Source organism: Terriglobia bacterium, from assembly GCA_036496425.1.
In the GTDB taxonomy this organism is placed as follows: domain Bacteria; phylum Acidobacteriota; class Terriglobia; order 20CM-2-55-15; family 20CM-2-55-15; genus 20CM-2-55-15.
Genome location: DASXLG010000205.1, coordinates 1 through 20,308 on the forward strand (window position 1 = coordinate 1; position 20,308 = coordinate 20,308).

The 20,308-nt window shown below is 56.8% G+C and carries 16 protein-coding genes and 1 tRNA gene; 4 read left to right on the forward strand and 13 right to left on the reverse strand.

All coding sequences use genetic code 11. The features are described from left to right. The 11 genes from VGK48_14920 to VGK48_14970 form a co-directional block, all read right to left on the reverse strand. The coding region (locus VGK48_14920) for a hypothetical protein (protein ID HEY2382467.1) at window positions 1-405 on the reverse strand (405 nt) is incomplete at its 3' end. 93 nt (window positions 406-498) lie between these two features. Next, a complete protein-coding gene (locus tag VGK48_14925; GenBank protein ID HEY2382468.1) occupies window positions 499-681 on the reverse strand; it encodes a hypothetical protein in 183 nt (60 codons plus the stop codon). A 47-nt stretch (window positions 682-728) separates the two neighbouring features. Beyond that, window positions 729-2,369 carry a carboxylesterase family protein gene (locus VGK48_14930; GenBank protein ID HEY2382469.1) on the reverse strand — a complete coding sequence of 547 codons (1,641 nt, stop codon included), beginning with the start codon at window positions 2,367-2,369 and terminating at the stop codon, window positions 729-731. An 85-nt stretch (window positions 2,370-2,454) separates the two neighbouring features. Next, entirely contained in the window at window positions 2,455-3,372 is a 918-nt protein-coding gene (locus VGK48_14935; protein HEY2382470.1) for an NADP-dependent oxidoreductase, read from the reverse strand. 104 nt (window positions 3,373-3,476) lie between these two features. Beyond that, window positions 3,477-4,307, reverse strand: coding sequence for a hypothetical protein (locus VGK48_14940; GenBank protein HEY2382471.1), 831 nt, complete (start codon window positions 4,305-4,307; stop codon window positions 3,477-3,479). Window positions 4,308-4,646: 339 nt separating this feature from the next. Beyond that, window positions 4,647-5,714: a TIGR02391 family protein gene (locus VGK48_14945; protein HEY2382472.1), complete on the reverse strand. Its 1,068-nt coding sequence runs from the start codon at window positions 5,712-5,714 to the stop codon at window positions 4,647-4,649. Between the two features lie 124 nt (window positions 5,715-5,838). Continuing rightward, entirely contained in the window at window positions 5,839-7,098 is a 1,260-nt protein-coding gene (locus tag VGK48_14950; GenBank protein HEY2382473.1) for a TIGR02679 family protein, read from the reverse strand. Next, window positions 7,070-11,119, reverse strand: coding sequence for a TIGR02680 family protein (locus VGK48_14955; GenBank protein HEY2382474.1), 4,050 nt, complete (start codon window positions 11,117-11,119; stop codon window positions 7,070-7,072). The genes VGK48_14950 and VGK48_14955 overlap by 29 nt, the downstream gene beginning before the upstream one ends. Then, window positions 11,116-12,363: a TIGR02678 family protein gene (locus VGK48_14960; GenBank protein HEY2382475.1), complete on the reverse strand. Its 1,248-nt coding sequence runs from the start codon at window positions 12,361-12,363 to the stop codon at window positions 11,116-11,118. Before VGK48_14960 ends, VGK48_14955 begins: the two co-directional genes overlap by 4 nt. Continuing rightward, the gene (locus VGK48_14965) at window positions 12,326-13,891 is read right to left on the reverse strand and encodes a TIGR02677 family protein (GenBank protein ID HEY2382476.1); all 1,566 of its coding nucleotides are present in this window, start codon (window positions 13,889-13,891) and stop codon (window positions 12,326-12,328) included. Before VGK48_14965 ends, VGK48_14960 begins: the two co-directional genes overlap by 38 nt. A 197-nt stretch (window positions 13,892-14,088) precedes the next feature. After that, window positions 14,089-14,160 (reverse strand) — tRNA-Gly (locus VGK48_14970). Between the two features lie 348 nt (window positions 14,161-14,508). Between VGK48_14970 and VGK48_14975 the strand changes: the two genes are divergently transcribed. Continuing rightward, window positions 14,509-14,832 (forward strand): hypothetical protein, encoded by a 324-nt coding sequence (locus VGK48_14975; GenBank protein ID HEY2382477.1) that lies wholly within the window; start codon window positions 14,509-14,511, stop codon window positions 14,830-14,832. An 82-nt stretch (window positions 14,833-14,914) separates the two neighbouring features. Here VGK48_14975 and VGK48_14980 read toward each other — a convergent pair whose 3' ends face one another. Next, window positions 14,915-17,170 carry a diguanylate cyclase gene (locus tag VGK48_14980; GenBank protein HEY2382478.1) on the reverse strand — a complete coding sequence of 752 codons (2,256 nt, stop codon included), beginning with the start codon at window positions 17,168-17,170 and terminating at the stop codon, window positions 14,915-14,917. 385 nt (window positions 17,171-17,555) lie between these two features. Between VGK48_14980 and VGK48_14985 the strand changes: the two genes are divergently transcribed. Further along, window positions 17,556-18,080, forward strand: coding sequence for a hypothetical protein (locus VGK48_14985; protein HEY2382479.1), 525 nt, complete (start codon window positions 17,556-17,558; stop codon window positions 18,078-18,080). On the opposite strand, the gene VGK48_14990 is transcribed toward VGK48_14985, so the two are convergent. Continuing rightward, window positions 18,077-18,289, reverse strand: coding sequence for a helix-turn-helix domain-containing protein (locus VGK48_14990; GenBank protein ID HEY2382480.1), 213 nt, complete (start codon window positions 18,287-18,289; stop codon window positions 18,077-18,079). The two genes, VGK48_14985 and VGK48_14990, sit on opposite strands and share 4 nt — an antisense overlap. A 141-nt stretch (window positions 18,290-18,430) precedes the next feature. On the opposite strand from VGK48_14990, the gene VGK48_14995 reads away from it, so the two are divergent. Together VGK48_14995 and VGK48_15000 are read left to right on the forward strand one after the other, a co-directional pair. After that, window positions 18,431-19,753 (forward strand): nucleotide sugar dehydrogenase, encoded by a 1,323-nt coding sequence (locus tag VGK48_14995; GenBank protein ID HEY2382481.1) that lies wholly within the window; start codon window positions 18,431-18,433, stop codon window positions 19,751-19,753. Between the two features lie 32 nt (window positions 19,754-19,785). Next, the gene (locus tag VGK48_15000) at window positions 19,786-20,247 is read left to right on the forward strand and encodes a DUF1841 family protein (GenBank protein HEY2382482.1); all 462 of its coding nucleotides are present in this window, start codon (window positions 19,786-19,788) and stop codon (window positions 20,245-20,247) included. The last annotated feature ends 61 nt before the right edge of the window (window positions 20,248-20,308 follow it).

The following is a 20,308-nucleotide window of genomic DNA, read 5'->3' on the forward strand; positions in this document are numbered from 1 at the left end:
GATGCTCGCCGTAATCAGGACGGAGGCAACCGCGCCCATCGTCGAGATCAGGGTCGCCATCGTCGTTATTGATCCGGAGCGCGCGTGACGCCGGTATTCCCAAAGGCCGAACCAGGCAAACATCCCGGCGGCGGTCATCAATACGAGCGTGATCATGGCCGCATTCTGGTGCAGCTGGACCATGCCGGCAGAAAATGACGGGTTTTTATTGACGATCCGCTGCGCTTCCGCACCCGAGATGTACGTGGGCAGAACCGCCATCGTAATCAGCACCAGCACGCCGTAGGCAAACTGCTTGATGCCTTCGTCTTTTTTGTAAATTCCCGCGGCCAGAAGCAGGAGACCTGCAATCGAGCCCAGCGAAGGAACGTGGTTCAAAATGATATGTACGTGTGCAAGATTCATGAAATGTCTCTAAAGCCTATTCCCGACTAAGATGGGGTACATCTAACACCATCTTCGCGGCCTTTGGCAAGACGTCATTCAACGGTGGAAGGTCTACCGTTTCTTGTAAACGAGAACGTTGTCGACCGCCTTGCCGTCAGTGCCAACGCCGCTCTGGGTGACGGTTCGGTTCTTCCCGTCGGGCGAAATCTCACATTTTTCGATCATCAGCTTTTTACCTTTCAGATAGCTGATCCGTTCGACGGGAACCACAAAAAGCACAAAACATGAGGTCATTCGTAATGTTTTCGTGCCTTTTGTGTTCTGCTATGTGCCCTTTGTGGCTATTCCCCGCTTTTGTCCAGCATCCGCTGATATGCAGCCGAATAGAATTTCAGCTTCTCAACGGGCGGCGCCGCCTCGGCTTGCACGGTATCACCGAGCACCATCACTTTGCTGTTGAGGTCGCGGTACTGCGGCCAGTTCGGCAGGCCCGGTCCATTCGGATCCCCTTTGGTAATGAAGTTGATCCAGTACGATGACATCGTCGCCGCCAGCTTCGTGTCGACGTCGTTCCAGGTCTGGGTCGCCTGTCCCTTCGGGTTGTTGAACGCGTAGGAAATCTCGGCGGTGTGCGTGGCGCCATTCGGCGACGGTTGCCCGTTCAGCGTCGGGATACGCGTGAAGAAGTAGGTGTAGGCCTTCTTCCCTGCTTTGGCCTGTGCCGCGGCCCACTGCCGCATGTTCCAGGTGATTTCTTCAGCGCAGGCCGCATGCGCCGCCGGCTGCGCTTCTGCATCGGAGGTCACTCCGTACAGTTTTGTATAGTCGCCTGCGGCGTCTCCAAACTTGCGTTGAGCGTTGGTCTTGAAAGCGTCGAGCGTCATTCCGCCGCGGCCACCGCCGCGGCCGACAAGACCGGCAGCCGGCCCGCATATGCCGAAGTTCGCTTCGTCCTTGTTCGAACCGGTGAGAACGTCCACGGCGTTTTGCTTTCCATGCATAAAGGTCATCGACAGGTCTTCGGGAATGACGTAGCCGTCAACAATAAGTCCGGAGCCGCCAAGGCCGCCGAGCTCGGCCAGCGGCTTGGAACGCAGTTCGGCGATGGTCTTCACGCCGAGCGTGGTCATCGCCTTGGCGCCATTCTCTTGAGCCTGCGCGGAAGTAGTCATGCGCGCCATCGTCAGACCCATCCAGCCGCCGCTCTCCGCGATCGCCCGGTGAAATAGGCCTTTCGCGTGGGGCGAGCCGACAAGCGCGCCGATCATGATTGCGCCGGCCGATTCACCCGCGATGGTGACGTTATTCGGATCGCCGCCAAACGCGCCGATGTTCTTCTTCACCCATTGCAGCATCGCGATCGCGTCCATCATCCCGTAATCACCCGAAGCGTTGTGGCCCGACTCCTTCGCCAGTTCCGGGTGCGCGAAGAAGCCGAAGACGCCGAGCCGGTAATTGAAGGTGACGATTACTGGTCCCTTCGAAGCGAGATTTTCGCCGTCATACCAGGCCTGGCCGCCGGAGCCGCCGGTGAAACCGCCGCCATAGATCCAGACCATGACGGGACGACGGTCGTTGGCGCTATTGGCGCTCGTCCAGACATTCGCATACAGACAGTCTTCGCTGCGCGCAGGTTCCCGGGCGGCAGCTGTCTGGGCCGGCGGGGCCGCCGCGCCGCCGCCGCGCCCCCCTCGCCCCCCGCGTCCCTGGGCAGGCGTTCCTGCAATGCAGGGCGCACCGAACGCATCCGCCTTTCGGACCCCTTCCCACTTCGCCACCGGCTGCGGCGCGCGCCACCGATTCTCACCCAGCGGAGGCGCTGCAAAAGGTATGCCCTTGAAGACGCGCACGGCCGGCTGGCCGGTACTGGAGGTACCTGCGAGGACTCCCGCATCGATCCGTACCTGTTCCGGAATCATTGCGGAGGCGTTCGCGGCCGCGACCAGCGCCGCTACGACGATGAAATATTGGACTCGCTTCATGTGTTCTCCTTTTTACCGAGCTGGGTGCCAGCATGATATAGCAAGTCACAATGTTGCGGATTCAAACTAAGAGATCAGCCTCTGGTCAGGCGACCTTCAGAACAACCTTGCCGTGGGTTTTGCCCGTCTCGCTGAGTTCCTGCGCCTTCTTTGCCTCATCGAGAGACATCGTTTGCGCGAGCCTCGGCTTTACGGCGCCACTTTCGACAAGCGCGGCGAGTTCGGCGAGATCTACTGCGTTGCGCCTCATCACCATGTGCACGGCCCGGATTCCGGATCGCTTCGCGGCCGCTTCATCAACCTGCTGAACGGTGGTGATGAGAACACCGCCTTTTTTCACGACAGCGAAAGACCGTTTAAAGGTGTCTCCTCCGACAAGATCGACCACCGCGTCCATCTCATTCGCTTTATCTTCGAAGCGTTCCTTCTTGTAGTCGACGATTTCGTCGATTCCCAACGACTCCAGATATTCGATGTCGTCGCCGGTTGCCGTACCGATCACCTTCGCGCCCAGGTTCTTGGCAATCTGCGCAGCAAAAGAACCGACTCCCCCGGCGGCGCCGTGGATCAGGATGGTCATCCCGGGATTGGCCTGCGCATGATCGCGGATAAGCTGCAGAGCGGTTAAGCCGGCGGTTGGTAATGCCGCTGCCGTAACGTCGTCCATCGATTTCGGCATTGCCGCTACTGCCGATTCGGATGCGGCAGCGTACTCGGCATAAGTACCATGCCCGAATCCGAACACCCGGTCGCCGATCGCGAAGCGTTTTACCGACGTTCCGCTTTCAACGACTTCGCCTGCGAAATCCTGTCCCATGGTCAGCGGAAACGATGCGGACATAACTTGTTTCAGATAGCCTTGCCGAATCTTCCAGTCCACCGGGTTTACACCCGCATCACGAACTCGTACGAGTATCTGGTCATCAGAAATGGTGACGCGTGGAACGTCTTCGACCTGGAGTGCCCCTGAATCACCATATTCGTGAATCCGTATCGCTTTCATTTGTAACCTCCATCAAAAACAGAGACAGTCTCAAACGAGACTGTCTCTGATAGCACAAGGGCTGCAGAAGGAGATCTCCAGACAGAATTCAGTATCGAAGGATATTATCGTTCGCCCCAGCTGATGAGTAAACCGGCTGTGGCTTCAGGCCAGGTCGGCGCGGAGTGGTAAAAATTCGGAATGGTCCTTCCTCGAACATCCACGCGGAACCCGAGCGGCCCCCAGAGATTCATCGCTTTGAGTCCGCCGCCGTAGTTGAATGTTAAGAAAGTGTCTCCGTCGCTGATGAGTTTTGTCGGAGCCGAATTGGCCACGAGAGTTCCACCAGGACCCGCCACCAGCCCTCCGCCTTGGAGAAAGGCCGAGTCTCCATGTCGGACTTCCGCCGTCAGTCCGCCGACGCCGCCAACGAGATAGGGACTGAACTTCGCGCCGAGCACGCGCCGGTTACCAAAGTTCCAGGCCCCGTCAAGGTCATACACCATGGCAAATACCGTGGGCGCCCCGGCCGTTCCGAAAGTAGTTGTACCGGAAAAGTCAGGAGTGTTTCCGGTCTGGAAGTGATTCAAGTACGAGACACCGACTTCCACTTCGCCGCCGCCACTGAAAATAAGTCCCCCTTTGAGGCCGAAAATGCCTTGTGCCAGGATCTTATTGTCATTAAAAGAATTCATTCGCATAGGCCAGATGCCGCCCGCGTTCATGTACAGTTCCGCGCTGGTACCAGGCCCGTTGCCGGTGGTCCTGGGCAGCGCCTGTGGTGCGCAAGGCGCGCTACAACTTTGTGTAGATGTGGACGTTGTATCTGTAGTGATTTGTGTTTGTGTTGTGTCCGTTGTGGTCTGATCGGACGTCTGAGCATGCAAGGTCACTGCAAAAAAGATACCGGAAACAAACAGAACGATTGCAAGGCGCATTTCCAGTTGAGCTCTCATTCAGTCTCCTCCTTACGGCATTCCAGACTTCACAGAAGTCTCCTCCATTTCGTATGGCATGCGTCATTCCAACTGGTATTGATTAATTGGACGTGGATCGAGAACGGAGAATCCTCCCTGTTTTTCCAACGGGTCAGGCCAGAAGTCTGGTTTCACGGAAGGAACGGAAAGATGTTTGCTCAGTGTGCGTAATTCCCCGTCGGATTCCGCCACGCGGAGAATTGCAGGAAATTGGCTGGGTTCTCAAACAGAGCGTGTGAGCGACTGCGTACACTTTGCGATAGGGCGAAGCATCAATAGATGCACGGCAGGGGGTCGCTCACACGGCCTGTTCATCCGCTATCGATTTTCCCTTATTCTCGCAGCCTCCGTCCGGCTGTCCACTATTCTCATCAATAGACTGGCCAGACTGATCATTTCGGCGGCTTCTTTGGGATCGCTGAGAGTTACATGCCGATGGCTCGAAGGATTTTTGAACACTCCGACTGCACCGGCAAAGAGCGCGCGCATTGCCTGCCGTTCTGCTTCAGGTAACGCCATGTCTGTCAGCGGTCCGGAATTGCGATCAAAAGCCTTTTCGATGAGGTCCGTTCCCAGATCCGTCGCTTGAAATTCACCTGCCGTTCGCACTGCAGTTTCGACCTCTTTGAAAGCCTGAAACACAGCTGTTTCATATTCGCCGCGGACAAAGTCGGGCCATACGCGATCGGCGATAACAGGATGAAGCGACTCCCTCGGAAGAATGCTCGACTTTCGAAATGCCGCGAGATCCTGACGGCCTTTGAGCTTTCTTCCACGCCGTGAAATAAGATACGCATCATCCTTTGTTGCGATCAGAAGACCTTCTCGAACAAGCCATGCCCACGCCTCGAGGAAAGCACTGTCAACCGCTTCTTGTTTGTAGTGTTCCCGAATCCTTGACATGAAATTACTCAGCCGCAGATCCTGAGAACTGCCGGTTGAAAGACTTTCCAGAAGATAGCCACCCAATGCTTCCGGCTCCAGGTCGATGACGGAATCCACCGTTGGAAGGGTTTTTGTGACCTCCGCTCCCATAGCCGGCTCCATCTGTTTTTCCGGCGGCGGCGTGATTTTTTCAGGCTGTGCGATGACCGGCGGCGGCACTTTCGCACGGACCCAGCGGTCACCCTGTTCGTCGACTATCGAGCCATCTTCGATCCTTGCTTTCGACGTGGGTCTGCGAGCAACGAAGAGCGTAATTGCGCCACCGCTGATTTCGTACGTCCCCAGGACCTGGGAATCTTCAAACAGGACATAAGTCCCGCTGGGTCCCAACTCCAGGTAATACGAACTGTTTTTCTCGTGAACGTACTTTCCGGCAACTTGAGCGTATTGATCGTCGTTATGATGCGAAAAACCGGTCGGCTGTCTGGGCACTATAGACACGGACTTTTACCTCGTGGGTGATTATAAAGCGAACTCGCTGGCGTCATCAAAAAAGCCCTGCCCGAGGGAAGGCTGCTCCGTGCGGCATTCGACTGCGATGCCATCTGAGAATTTGCCGTGAATCTCAACTCAGGTCGAGGAGTAAGATTTCAAGCAATTGCTCTTCATGGATGGCATGGCCAGCTTCTATCATGGCCCGACTCAGATCCGGATCCCATGACGCCTCAATGGGAGCTCCTGCGAGGGATAGGCTACCCGACTCACGACAGTAGTCATTCACCGAGAATCGCCATGGTGTGAATCCATGCCTTCGATAAAGCACGTTAGCGATCTGTATCCCTGGCCAATCGAAATCTCCATGATAAGCGAGCGCGACACCCGATTCAGTCAGGCGTTCAAGCAGAACCCGGCACGCGGTCCGTGGTTGCCCCTCCGTACAGACGATCGGCGCACTCTTTGGACCAAGCTGGCTGGCCGCCGCTGCAACGACGGTCGGGTTTTCGCAAATATAAACAGTGCGATGTTTCGCTGCGTCGAACACCGGCATCTCCCGGAGAAGCTGGCGCGTGCTCAACCGATAAGGTTCGCCAGCTTCCGAATGAAGACGCAAAGCGTGGGCAGTGATTCCGCCAGAACAACTCATGAGATTCAACGTGAGTACAGGCGCACTGAGCTCGTCGCAAAGCAGGCCAAGGCTTGCCCAAATGTCACGACGGTCCTCCATTTCACTGTCTGAGGCGAGCTGCGTTATTAGTGACGCAAGTGGCCGTCCTGCATCGAGAGCATGACTGTCGCCGGTCGAAACAGCGGCGAGTTCGGCAATCGGAATTCCCTTGGCTGGCAGCCGTCTAGCAATAGCAATGGCGGATATCAGAAGCTTATTCGCCGATTCCGGATCGCCGCCGAGTCTTCGCAGCAAACCCGTCCGTTCCAACCGCTCGATCCATATAACGAGGTGTGCGTCATCACGTATACGCTCGCGTGCTTCATCGAAAAGTCTGTGCCAGCGTTCTTCGAGCACGCGCCGTTCGTCGCGAAGATTCCGGATGGGACCTGCCAAACCTTCGACCGCCTCGCCGAGCGATGCACAGATCTCGCCATGACGGAGAAGACGTTCCAATTCCGGAAGTTTGACTGCGATGGCGCTGCCAATTTGAGCAGGTTTCCCAAACAGCTTGCAGATCGCGTCTCGCTGGGCGGGTGCGGGATTCGTTAAAACGATGCGGCCTTCAAGAAGTTCGCCGCGCTCGAGCTTCCGGCGCAGCCGATCAACGAGCCATCGCAGTTCCGGCTTGCCAAGAGTTGCCCGCAACCGTTCCAGATCAGATGCCATCATTGGATTCGTTTCCGGCGGACTACCCATCACGAACTTTCTCGTTTCCATTCCAAACCCAGCGCGTCAAGCAAACCGCATCGATTCCGGGCCGCGTTGAGAGTTGGTAGATAGCAACGCCGCGAAGGGTCGAATAACACGCCCATTCCCGCTCGCTGGTCATGATGAAATCCAGATCGAACGATTCCAGAAAACCCATACACTTCGCGCGCATGTCGGTGTCAATTCCAGCAAAGGCCTCATCCAGCAGAATCAGTCGCGGCGCAAGCGGGTTAGCGCTGCGATAGTACGCAGCGGCGGCCGCGAACTGAGGGAGGGTTAATGCGATAGCCTTTTCCCCGCCAGATCCAGTGCCGTGAGTGCGTTTAGTCAAAGGTTTCCACTGGCCATCCTGAGAACGTTCGACCCCAAAATAGTGCCACTTCCGGTAATCGAGCGCGTCAGTTAGTGATTCCTGCCATGTGGCGGCGTCGGTCTCCGCACGCTCTACCCGAATCTGCTCCTGAAGGAAGCTGCCAAGCATCTGCCGTTCCGCCACAGACCAGGTCGCAGTGCTGCGCATCAGCCTCTGACGAGCTTCCGGAAGTCCGGCCGGTCCGTCTTCACGCGCCTTCCACACAAAGCGGAGCTTCATTCCGGTACTGGTGGGACGCGCTTCCAATTCGGCGTTCATGTCGCGAATTAGAGCTTCGCCGGTATGCAAAAGATCGTGAAGATGACCGGACACTTCTCCGATCAAGTGATTCTCCAGTATCTCCCGCTCGCGGGCCTGGAGCAGGCTTTGCCGGGTTGAAACCTCTTCAATCAGCCACCCGCGTAACTCTTCGATGCTTCGTTCCATCGAGTTGTGCGTCACCGTCGCAACGAAGACATCTCCTGACCACAGGCCCGCCGGCCGGCAATACTGCGCGAGCAGAGCATTGGATATTTCCTGAAAATGTCCGGCTATCTTGTTTTGATTCCGCTCCCAAACGGCATCGGAACTGTCGATCTCCGAAAGAACGGCAGCTGTTTCCCGCGCATTCTCGATCGCTCTGGTCGTCGACCACGAGGACGCGTCGACATCGTCCAGCGACGAAACAGCAAGGTGCAACAGCCGCGTTTCGGCGAACGCCTTAAACCATCGTATGGATTCGTCACGGATGGACGTATTGTTCTGGAATTCCTGCTTGTGGAGCATCAAAGCTGTCTGAAAACCAGACAACTCGCTCTCCAGTTTTGCTTTCCGATCTACGGATTCTTCCTGGTCTTTCCTGATTCCGCTTCGATACTTTCGCGCCGCCTCCAGGCGATCGGTAATCTCCCGGGCAGTCGCGCCGACAGATCTTTCGAGCGTATCGCGAGCCGCTACCGCGGCATTCGCTGAGAGTGAAGCGTCTCTGTACGTCTGCTCCTGCCGCTCCTCGAATTCGCGAGCTTCCGCTGCGAGCAGGCCGGCGCGTTCAGCCTCGGCAGCAAGCTGCCTGCTCATCTCAAGCGTTGGCCACAATGCCGCAAGGGTTTGTAAATAGGCGCCGATTGCGTCCTCGAGTTCCTGAATTCGGTCGGCCCATTCCGAAATCCCCAAATCCGAAGCATCTGCATCTCTCTTTTCGATGGATTGCGCGAGGGCCAGGCGGCATTCGGAAGTTCGTTGTTCGGCAGCCATCACACGTTCGCGAAGTTCCGCAATAGCCCGCGCGCTCGCGCCAAGCCGGGCATGAAGATTCCGGATTTCATCGTCAGATGGAGCGGCCACCGCCTCGCGTCTTAACGTCTCACGCCGCAAAACCATTTGGGCGAAAGCCCGATCGATTCCGGCAATCGTCAGGCGGACTTCCTTAATTTCCGCGGCAATTTCAGCCATTCGTTGCAGCCGTGCTGTCTCACGCGCCGAGTGACCGATATGCCGTACTTCGGGTTTTGACCAGGAACCGCGCAAAGGCCCGAGCTGCCACGTCCCATTCGGATCGACCCAGATATGGCCGGAACCGGCATGCGCGCCGATGTGAAGTAGAACAGCACGAACGGCTTCCCCTGAAACTGTTGCGGCGCGGCTGTCGGCAGGATCGATGGACGGCGCAAGAAGATGGCCGACATGGCTATCTTCAGGAGGCAAGGGACTCTGGCCCGCGGTTACCAATGTGTCACGTATCTCCGCGTCGAACAGTGTTCCTTCCGGAGTTACCCAGGCATCAAGCAGTCCCGAAGCTTCAAGGGCCGCCTCGATACCGGCTCTCTGACGCGGATCAATGCCATCGACAAAATCGCACACGAGCCAGAGGGGCGCACCGGGACGATTGATACGTGACGCCTCATCGCGAGTGTGGGGAGCCGGCGGCGGCAGGTGGCTTCCTTCTCCAAGGCGCTCGTATTCGGATTCCCACTCGGAGAGCTTGCCAGCCCAATAAGATCGCTGTTGAAGCAACGCTGCCTGTGAATCGGCCAGGAGCCGGCCTGCCTCCGCTTCTGCGGCGCGAACCGCTTCAGAGACCGGGTTTGGCCCGTCGCCGGACTCACACCATTCCGCCAGAGATCCGGCGACTGCGTCCGAATTGCCGATTCGAAGCTCTATACAGGCGAGCAGCCATTCGCTAAACGATGCAGCCATTTTGGTCGAAGCCCGCAAAAGATCACTCCGAAACTGCCGCTGTTCGTCGAGACTGGTTTCAAGAATCCCTCGCAGATTGGTTTCCGACTCAGCCGCGTGAGTGAGTTTTTGCCTCGAAGATTCAATTTCGCTGTTCAGCTTTCGGATATGCGCGGCCTTCCTCCTCTGCGCCTGTGCCGCCTGCTCGATGAATTCTTTCTGCAATTCAGCTGCACTATGCGCTGCGCCAAGACCGGCCTGCTCCGCTTTCTTCGCGGCATCGGCGCTGACGCTCTGCAATTGCCTGCTTGCCTGCTCAGCGCGTCCGGCGGCCTCTGCCTTTTGCCGGTCTCGCTCTCTTTTCCGCTCGCCGGCGCGGCCCAACTCGTCCTTCGCCGTTTCCGCCTCGTGCTCGCGCCGACTCGCTTCTTGCACGGCTTGATCCAGAGCCTGCGCATCTTTCATTTGCGGACTTTCGAGCAAGGTTGCAATCTCGGATTCGATCTCCGTTTCGCGCCTCTTGATTTCTTCGATCCGCTGAGACGCAGATGCAAGCGCCTGAGTGACGCGATGAATATCCGATTCCGCCTTGTTGATGTCTCGCATACGCGCCTCGTACGCCGATTGCGCCGACCGAACAGAATCGGCTCGGCGCTTTGCTGCGATCTGCAAGTATCGCCGATAGTCCCTGAGGAATTCCGCTACCGCGCGTTCCGCTGCAGTGTATGACTCCAGTTGCAGCCGGTCCGCTTCCAGGTTGCGGAAAGCTTCGGCAACTTCGGAAAGGATCGCAGGAGAAACCGGCTGGAGCGCTTCGCTGAGCGTGCTCGAAAGATCCTTTTCATCGAGATGACGCGTCAATTGGGGCCGACGGAGTTTGACAAGCAAGTTCAGGAGGGTTGGATATCGATATTCGCCCAGTCTGAACAAAGCTTGATCGACGGCCTTGCGGTATTCACCTGCCGTGCCGAAGACGCTGCCATGGGTTCCTATTGCATCGTGAAGCCGATCCTTTCCCAGAGGCTGCCGGAATTCATTCTCCAGGTGCAGATCGCGGCCGATTCTCTGCGCCGTGATAAAGAACCAACGGTTGACTCCGCTTCTGCCTTCCGTGGCGCTCAGGCCACAGCCCAGCGTGAGAAAATACTGCTGTCCGGCGTCATCGCGGCGGCCGAACTCGATCCATGTGTAGCCGGTCCGCTCCGTATAACGGCCCATCAGAAGATTCCATTCAATGCGCTTGGCGGCGTCGGCATCCGGTTCAAGACGATGCGCGGCTGTTTCTCCTTCGAGTAGAAACGGAAGCTGGAGAGCAAGCACACGTGATTTACCGGTTCCATTGTTCCCGCGAAGTAGCAGGCGGCCTTTCTCGTAATGAAATTCCTCGCGGTCGTATTTGTAGATGTTCAGAAGCCCGCTGCGAACAGGCTGCCAACGAAGATTCTGTGCAGCTGGAAGAGGACGCGCCGACGAATCATTTTCTGAATCCGCCGTTCGACTCATCGATCGCTGCCTCCTGAAGTGAGCGTTCCGAGGACATAGCGAGCAATCGCCGGAAGCGGCGCCACTCCTCCTTCGTCAGTTCTTGAGGCTTCGCCCTGGCGGGCTCGCGCTTCGCGCCGCACGAGACGCAGCGCGGCCAGCCGGTCGAGCGTTCGTTCAACGATGTCAATCTCGGCTCCGGCTTCACGCGCGTCGCGCCGCCAATGCGAACGATGCTCTTCAATTAATTCCGCCGTGTACCGATGAAGTTCCGTAAGGCTCACTGTCTGTCCGGGCCTCTCTTTTGCATGCCCGGCCAGGTACTCGGCCAGAAGGAGGGCCGCGTGACCATACGTTCCTTCCTCAGGCAGTCCGATATCGGTGAGGTCGCCGGTAGGATCGAGCATCGCGATACCTTCACGCCGAATCTCCGGAACAAGACCTGTTGCCTGTGAGATCTGACTCAGCAGGAAACCGCGCTGGCTGGCGAGGTAGGCCCGCTCGTCCGCGGACAGTTCGTCAAAATACAGTACTGGATTGTCTAGCAAACGACGCACCAGTGCGGAACGGATCGTCCGATTTCTTCCTTCGTCCGAAGTGGATGCAAATTCCTGCGTCAGGCGCGCTGTGCGCTCTCGCCTGACCGAAGCAGCAATCGTCGACGGACTGTTCGGCAGGTTCAACATCGCCGTCAGTGCCGGACGATTGATGTTGTAAAGCACATCGCCGGATTGATTCAAATACTGCTGCTCGTCTCCGTGGATTCGCCGCAACACTCCAAAATCGATCAGCAGCCGCACGACATCCACCATGTCTCGCCGCTGGTCCTGCGATTTCAGATCGAACTGAATGCCCGCCTCTTCAAATGCCGGGTCCGAGGCCATAAATTCCATGGCTCCGTCCGCCAGTCTGCCCAGAACAATCTGACGTTCAGCCTGTTCCAGCGTTGCAAGGGCGAAGCAAAGCAGAACATAACGGCGCTTCGTGAATGGCGCGCCTTTATTCGGGTCCACCGCTGGGCGAGTGCCATCGGCCAGATCGGACGGCGTCTTTCGCAGACGTGCGATTTCACTGTCGATCTGGAAATTCCAATCCGGATGCCGGCTGAACCATTCCTTCAGCCATTGCGCGTGACGGCGCACAAGCAGATAAGCTTCGGCATGAGCGCCACTCGCACAGAGGAGCGGCTGTTGCAGGATGGCACGCATGGCGCGCTGCCGCTCCGAATCAAGCGATGCTGAAGTCGGGGATGCTGCCGGCGTCATGTTGCTCCTGAAACAACTGTTCAATCGTGATGGCGTGATCAGGTCCGGAAAAGTCTCCGGATGGTGCGCGGATGATCGCTGTACCTGAGTTGGGCACAGGCTCCAAAGTGATCCGCAATGCCCCGTCACTGGAAACGATTTCGACCGAGTCCTGAGGCCGTGATTTCATCGCAAGCGCTTCCCCGAGGATTTCCAGAAAGAGATCGAATTCGGCGGTATCGAGTTTTCCAATCTCCGACAACAGAATGCGCTTGCCCTGTGCCAGAACGCGGCGTGCGCGCTCGATTTGAGCCGACTCTTCTGCGGCGAACCGCGCCAGAAGATCTTTCTCCCGGCTTCTGTCAACGATGGCACTCGAGCGTCCTTTTTTTGTATGGGAACCGGTTGTACGCAGGCGCACGGATATCTTCATTGGAGGCGCTTCAAACCAGCTCGTGGCCGACTGCACCCCCGCCGCATCGAGCAAATCCAGGGTCTCGTCGTTGGTCATCAAATGCCGCGATGCATGCAACCCGAACGCGGCCCGCCACAGACAGTGAGCATCGGATTCCGTTTCCGCTTCGGCGAACCATCCGGCGAGAGTCCGAAGATCGTTGACCCTGTCGATTCGCGTCACACGCCGGTCGTTGATGTTGGCAACGGCCGTTAACAATGCCGGGATTGCTGAAAGAGCACGCGCCCGCAATGTCTCGGCATGAGATGGCACGTTTCCATTACCTATAAACCACGACCGGAGGCCTTCCCAGCGGTCTTTCCAGTGAAGCGCGGCCGACTGCAGATCCTCAGGGGTTGCATTCAGCAGATCCGCAACTTCACGTCTGGCGGCACCCGTCAGAAGTCGATCCACTCCAGCGCTCTCGATGCGGCGAAGTCCGGATGCAATTTCGTCGGCAGCGATGACGAGTTCGCCGACGAAACGCTGCAGATAATCGATCAACCGCTCTTTATAGAGAATGAATTCTTCGATTTCGATTCGTTGGAGATCAATGCGGCGCTGCAGCCCGCTCATGAAAATCTGCGCCCTGCGGGTCAATTCCTCGAAACTCAAGCAGAGTGTCCGGAGCGCAAGAGTAGTTTTGGCGTCATCGATTTCTGCGGATTCAGCAAACCGGGCAAGTTCTTCAAGCAGACTGCGAATGTCGGCTAACGCCGCCGTCTGCAGTTCGCCAGGCTGGAGGATGCTTTCTTCGTATGCTGTAACAGCGCGCTCGGCCGCTTCACCTCTCACGGTGATCTGAAAGAGATAGCGGCGTCTCAGGAAATCTTCGACAGTGGTGACGTCGGCCGTGTCCGGATGAGATTCCAGATTTCCCCATTCGCAGAGTTGATTCAGCAAAGCTTCGGCTGCCGGAAGATCCAGAGGCTCAGCAACAGGGGGCGGGCCAAAACCCGCCAGTACGTCTGCCGGACGCAGGTGCAGCGCAAATCGTTCCTTTGAATGCATGAAGACCCGCATTACTGCGCGGTACAGCGGGGCCTTTTCCGCAGTGACGTACTCAAACACCTTCAGCTTTTGAGGCGTATTCATGGCTTCCGGAAATTACCACCAATTCCCATACCTTCGCAGTTTTTTGGCGGAGATCGGAATCATGTCTTCGGCATGGGACACATGGGGTCCCAAACTGAGTGCCTGAGGAGTACAGAGAAGGCTTGTAGAATCTGTAAGGAGAAGCCGTTCGCCGGATGGCAGCTTTTGAGCAATCGCGCAAATTGCTGATAACAAAGAGCGGGAGACCGGGATCGAACCGGCGACGTCCAGCTTGGGAAGCTGGCATTCTACCGCTGAATTACTCCCGCTTGCTTGCGAATCAGCTATATCGTTCAAAATAAGCTGATCTTATTGGTTTCTATCTAAACTATCCTGTCCGTGCTATCTACCAATTTTACCCCCTGTCTGACTGAAAAATGGACACCAAAACCGACACCATGGATTCAGAGAAACTCGCGCATTCCATTGCCAGAGAATATAACACACTACGAATTTCAACTTAGAGGCACACGTCGGCTGCACACGCCTGGACCCTTTTGCGTCTCGCCGGCCTTCTCGCTTATCCGCCTTTTGGCTATTCCCGTACCCGTTGGGTAAAACCTGTCAAACGCAGTTGACGGAAACATCAGAAAAGGTATATGACAATTGTAATGTAAATGAGTAACACACAACGACTTCCGCAGTGGAGATGCACAGTTCCGGTTCCGCTGGATTCAAAAGTCCTGCGAGCCGTCGAGCAGAAGATTGCCTCCTGTGAGTCGTGCACGCCGGACACGGCAGAAGTGCCGTTCGATTTTCTTCTGGACTGCCTTACAGGCTGCGACCCGGAAACGACCGACTATGTCCTGCCGGAACCTGTCCATTGTCCCCGTTGTGGCGTTGCCGTCCGTGCCGGCTATTGGCGGTGGTCCGATTCAGCAGACGAAGGGCGCACGGTATTCATCCTGCCCGGTACATTGATCACCCTCAAAGACGAGTAAACTTCGACGTTTCTTCATCTCTTCAAATGATGCAATGAAGAAATGAAGAAATGATCCAATGATCCAATGGTCTTAAACAGGATTACCGCCCCTGAAGAACCCGCAACCGCCGCAGCTGCTGGTCTTTGTCGGCTTCATAAAGCAATTCATCCGCCTGGTCGGGCGGAGTCTGGGTTGAAGTGCGGCCGATCGTGCAATCGATATTCGGCAGGGAACGCCGTGTAGCGGTCTCTTGCAAGCGCGATCGGATCCGGCTCACAAGCTCCGGATCGTGCTCTCCAGCCGGATCCAGAAACAAGACGGCAAATTCGTCTCCGCCATACCGGCCGACGACGCCGGTTTCGCCGCACAGCTGGTTCAAGGTATCCGCAACCGCGCGAAGCACCGCGTCTCCGGTGGCATAGCCGTATTCATCATTGATATGTTTCAATTGGACGATATCCAGTACCAGCAACGCCAGGGCGGTCTTGCGGCGGCGCGCGGCGCTGGCGAATCGCTTATACAGGTCCCGGAACGCCCGCCGGCTTGGAAGGCCGGTCAGTGCGTCCGGCGCGCACCTTCCGACCAGGCTGTCCGTGGTCTCAAGACGATCCGCCAGAATTTCCTGCAGGGCCAGACGGAGATTGGCAGAGTTTCGCAAAGAATTGAGAAGCTCGCCCTTGAGGATTTTGAGACACTTCGTTTCATCTACGGCAAAAACCGTTGCCGATCGGGGTAAATCGGTCAACACGCCGATCTCGCCAAACGATTCCCCGGCGCCAAATTCTCCCAACACGATATCGACGCCATTCTCCTGACCCATCTGGACAACGCGAACTCGTCCGGACAGGACCACGTACACGCTGTCGCTCAACTCGCCCTGGTGGACAATATCGCTACCGGCGAAATAGGTGTGCTGTGTGCCGCTGCTCGATAACCGAACCAGTTCAGCCGGCGAGAGCGAACCCAGAACGGAGCTCGAGGCCAGGAAGGCATCAAGGCTGACATCGGCCGGTTTCGAATCTTCCTTCGCGGAACGCTGAGGCTCTTCAACCGCGTCAATACTATTCGAACCCGCCTGGCAGCGTTCGCTCCACACCCGTACGCGGCAACGCAGCATCTGCACGCTAAAAGGCCTGGCAATATAGTCCGTCGCGCCCGCAGCGCCGGCAGGAGCCTCGTCGTCTTCGGCGGCATCGGTAACGAACAGAACAGGCAGAACCGGATTCCCGCAGGCATTCCTGAGAGATTCAATGGATGACGAGGCTTCGTCTTTCGGCACTCCGACCATAATGACGAGGTCGGGAGACGAATGACCGATGATTGCCAACGCACTCGCCAATTCCGATGTCGAGTTGACGATACAACTCTCCTCCGCCAGGCTCTGCCGGACGGCAACCAGATCCGCCGCATCCGTCGCAAGAACCAGTACCCGGATATTCTGTCGCCGCTCGATTCGAAACGCAGAGGTTCCCTGCGGAGCCGGCACTGTCCTTTGACCCGCGATCTCCAATTCGTGGCGTTCGGCTGCAGCGAAAATTTCAATCTCCGACCCCAGTGACGCCGCCCGCGCACGTGCGCGGTTCTCCAGTTCTTTGATCGCGGTGTCATCGTGCGTCGGATCGTGGTGGAACAGTGCGAGCCGCTTCGCCCCCGCGGCCATGGCGACATCCGTGGCGTAATCGATCGTGCTGTGTCCCCATCCGCGCTTCGACTTGTACTCTTCCGACGTGTATTGTGCGTCGTGAATGACCAGATCCACGTTCTTCAGAAACTCCACATGCTGTCGATCGCCGGGGTGCAGGAACCGGGGGCCCGGCGCGTTCCAGAACGGTTCGTGGTCCGTGACGTACGCGATACTGGCGCTTGCATCGGTAACCCGATAAGCGATCGTCGGCGCAGTGTGGTTCAGATAACGGGTTTCGACCAGAGCGTCGCCAAGGCGGAAAAAACCCTCGCCGACTTCGGTGAAATAAACGCGGCTGCGAAGATCCCGCAGCTTTACCGGAAAATAGGCGTATTGCATCTGACCGGACATGGCGTCCTCCAGATTCCGTTGAAATCCGGACGGAGCAAAAATGTTCAGTTCCACTTCCGGCAAGAACACGAGAGAAAAGAAAGGAAAGCCCTGGATGTGATCCCAGTGCGTGTGGCCGATCAGCAAGTGGACACGCGTGATCGGGGTTCCCGATCGCGCCAACTCCACTCCCAGATCCCGAACGCCGGTGCCGCAATCGAAGATGAGCACAGATCCGTCATTCGCACGCACCTCCACGCATGAAGTATTGCCGCCGTACAAAGATGTCTGTGGCCCGGGCGCAGGAATCGAGCCACGCGTCCCCCAAAATCGGACTCGCATCAGAACACGATCGTCCACTTCTGCTTTTCTGTCAAAGTATAAAAGGCTGATGTCACATTTCGTGACTGAAAGGGAAGTTTACGGGATAGTCTCGGCGTTAATCCGCTGTTTTCAAGGCTCACATTCCCCGCCTTTTCAAGGCGGGGTGGCCGAGCGATCAAACGTTAGAACGCTCGGACGGGGCGGTTATCACCGAACCGCGAAGCGCACCTTATTCTTGTTGAAGTTACTAACCGCCCCGTCTGCGCCGAAAGGAACGGGACCATTTTGTTCATGGCGCAGCCACCCCGCCTTGAAAAGGCGGGGAATGTCCGCCTCATCGACTTTTTCGCAAATCTGGCGGTTCAATTGCAAAGAAGTGAACGCGTTTGCGCGAAAGGAAGAAATGAATCCGAACCGTTTTATAGAGCTTCTGCCGAAAATCGAAGTGATCGCGACGAGCCGTGACAGCGTCTATATCGCTCAGCAACGGGTCACCGGATGCGAAGCCTGCGATCCAACCGCAAGCCGGCCGTTCAGTGGCGTGCTGGACGAGATCACAAAACGGAATGAAGTTCTGACGGACTATTTCCTTTGCGAGCCCGCACAATGCTCCAGATGCTCCGCCCCGATTCTGGAATCCACTCTCGTCAGCCTCGGAAAGTCGGATTCCGTTCCAGCTTTCGAGCTGAATCCTCCTTTAGACGAGGTCGAGGTTGTTTTCGTTGAAGAATCGATGGTCGCTGAAGCCCAGCAGTGGATCGGGTCGTGTGAAGGCTGTTCCGAGCAGGCTGAATACTCGTTCGATCAGATTCTGGATTCCCTGACAGGCTGCAATCCTGCGGTTACGGAATATATCCTTTGCCGAACCGCCCTGTGCCCGCATTGCCGCGGCGAAGTGACCGAAAAAACCCTCGTTGGCCCGCTCTAAACGCTGCGCAACGCGCGTTTGTCTTCCTTGTCGTCTGACGGAGCCACCACCCAGCTGCTGCGCCGGCCCTGATACTGGCGCACCTGATACCGCCGGTTGACAGCCACAATCGTGCTGCGGCTGCAGCCCATGCGTTCGGCAATTTCCGTGATCGTCATGTCGGTGGAAGCCAGCAACGAAATCACATTTTTAATTTCGAAATCCTGCATTGGTGTTCCCTGCCCTGCCATGGCTGCTCTATTGCCTCCAGGATACTGATCGGCAAAAACCGGAAATACATTAGCCACGTCATCTGCGGCTAGAACCACCTCCTTGACAAACTCTCATGTGTCCGATAAACGATCTAGAGCATGGTAAAAGACGATCTCTCAGAAAAAATTAAATCTCATCAGGCGAAAATCGGAGTCATCGGGCTGGGTTACGTGGGGCTGCCGCTGATTTTGCGGTTCGGTGAGGAACACTTCAACATCATCGGATTCGACGTCGATCCCGCCAAAGTGTCGCAATTGAACGCGGGGCAATCCTATATCCGGCATATCGATGCCAAGCGTATCCAGCACTTGCGGAGCGAAAAGCAATTCGAGGCCACGACGGATTTTGCCCGTCTGGCTGAAGCGGACTGCATCATCATTTGTGTCCCGACACCGTTGACCGAGAAAAAGGACCCGGATCTCCAATACATCGAGAAAACCGCGGACGCCATTTCGAAAACGCTCCGGCGCGGCCAGCTGGTTTCACTCGAAAGCACAACCTATCCCGGCACGACGGACGAAATCCTTCTCGACCTCTTCCACCAGTCCGGCATGAAGGTTGGCGAGGATTACTTCCTGGTGTTCTCGCCGGAACGCGAAGACCCGGGAAACCCGAAATTCTCCACCCGCACCATTCCAAAGGTTGTCGGCGGAACGACTCCCGCATGCGCGGAGCTCGGCGTCGCACTGTACGAGCAGATCATCGACAAAGTCATTCCGGTTTCATCGACGCGCGCTGCAGAACTTGTCAAACTGCTGGAAAACATCTATCGATCGGTGAATATCGCACTGGTGAATGAACTGAAGCTGCTCAGCGACCGGATGGATATCGACATCTGGGAAGTCATTGACGCGGCGAGCAGCAAGCCTTTCGGTTTTACGCCGTTTTATCCGGGACCAGGCCTGGGCGGACACTGCATTCCGATTGATCCCTTCTACCTTTCGTGGAAAGCCAAGGAGTACGATTTTTCGACGCGCTTTATTCAGCTGGCGGGCGAAATCAACACGTCCATGCCTCACCACGTCATCGAAAAAGTGGCGGCGGCCTTGAACGACCGCTCGCGCTCCATTCGCGGAGCCAAGGTGCTGCTCCTGGGCGTCGCCTATAAAAAGGACGTGGATGATGTCCGCGAGTCTCCGGCGCTGGAAGTCATGAAACTATTGAAGGAGCGCGGAGCGGAGCTTTCCTACAGCGATCCGTACATTCCGAAGTTGCATAAGATGCGGGAATACGACTTCTCCTATATGGCGTCCGTCCCTCTGACCGAGGAGACCCTGACGGATAAGGACGTGGTGCTCATCACAACGGACCATTCCAACATCGATTATCAATGGGTGGTGGACCACAGCAGTCTCGTGGTCGATACGCGAAACGCGACAAAACACGTCCGCAATCGGCGCGATCGAATCGTGCGCGCATAGCCCCGCATAACCACTGAAAGCGAGAGCTCGGAATGAATGACGATCTGGAAGGCCTGACACTAGCGAACTGGGTCGGTGGAATCTGGTTTAAATATCGCCGCGGGGTGCCCCTGACCGGCTACGAAGGGGCGCTCGCGCATTGCATGGAGTTCCACAAAGAATGGCGTTCACGCTGGGATTCTCTCGGTCATTCGAATGATCCCGAACTGTCGCGCGACGTGCTGCATGTCCACTACGATGCCATGGTGAAAGTGCAGATCGACAGCGATAGTCCGCCTGAAATCCGCCAGTTCTATAACAAACTGCGCGAAAAGGCTTTCACGGAATTCGAGGCCCTGCACACCTTGATACCGCCTCTCACCGAAGCGCTCTGGATGGCCAAAACGAAGAACGAGCCCTTCGACAATGCCCGCTACATTCAACTGGCGAAGCAATACGTCGATGTCGCATTGATGCGTCCAACCTCCGTCCGGCGCGGCGCCGACATCCGGTAGCCGCATTCCTCACGAATTTTGACGGGTATTTTGGATCCGCAAGTGTAGTGGCGGGGGAAAA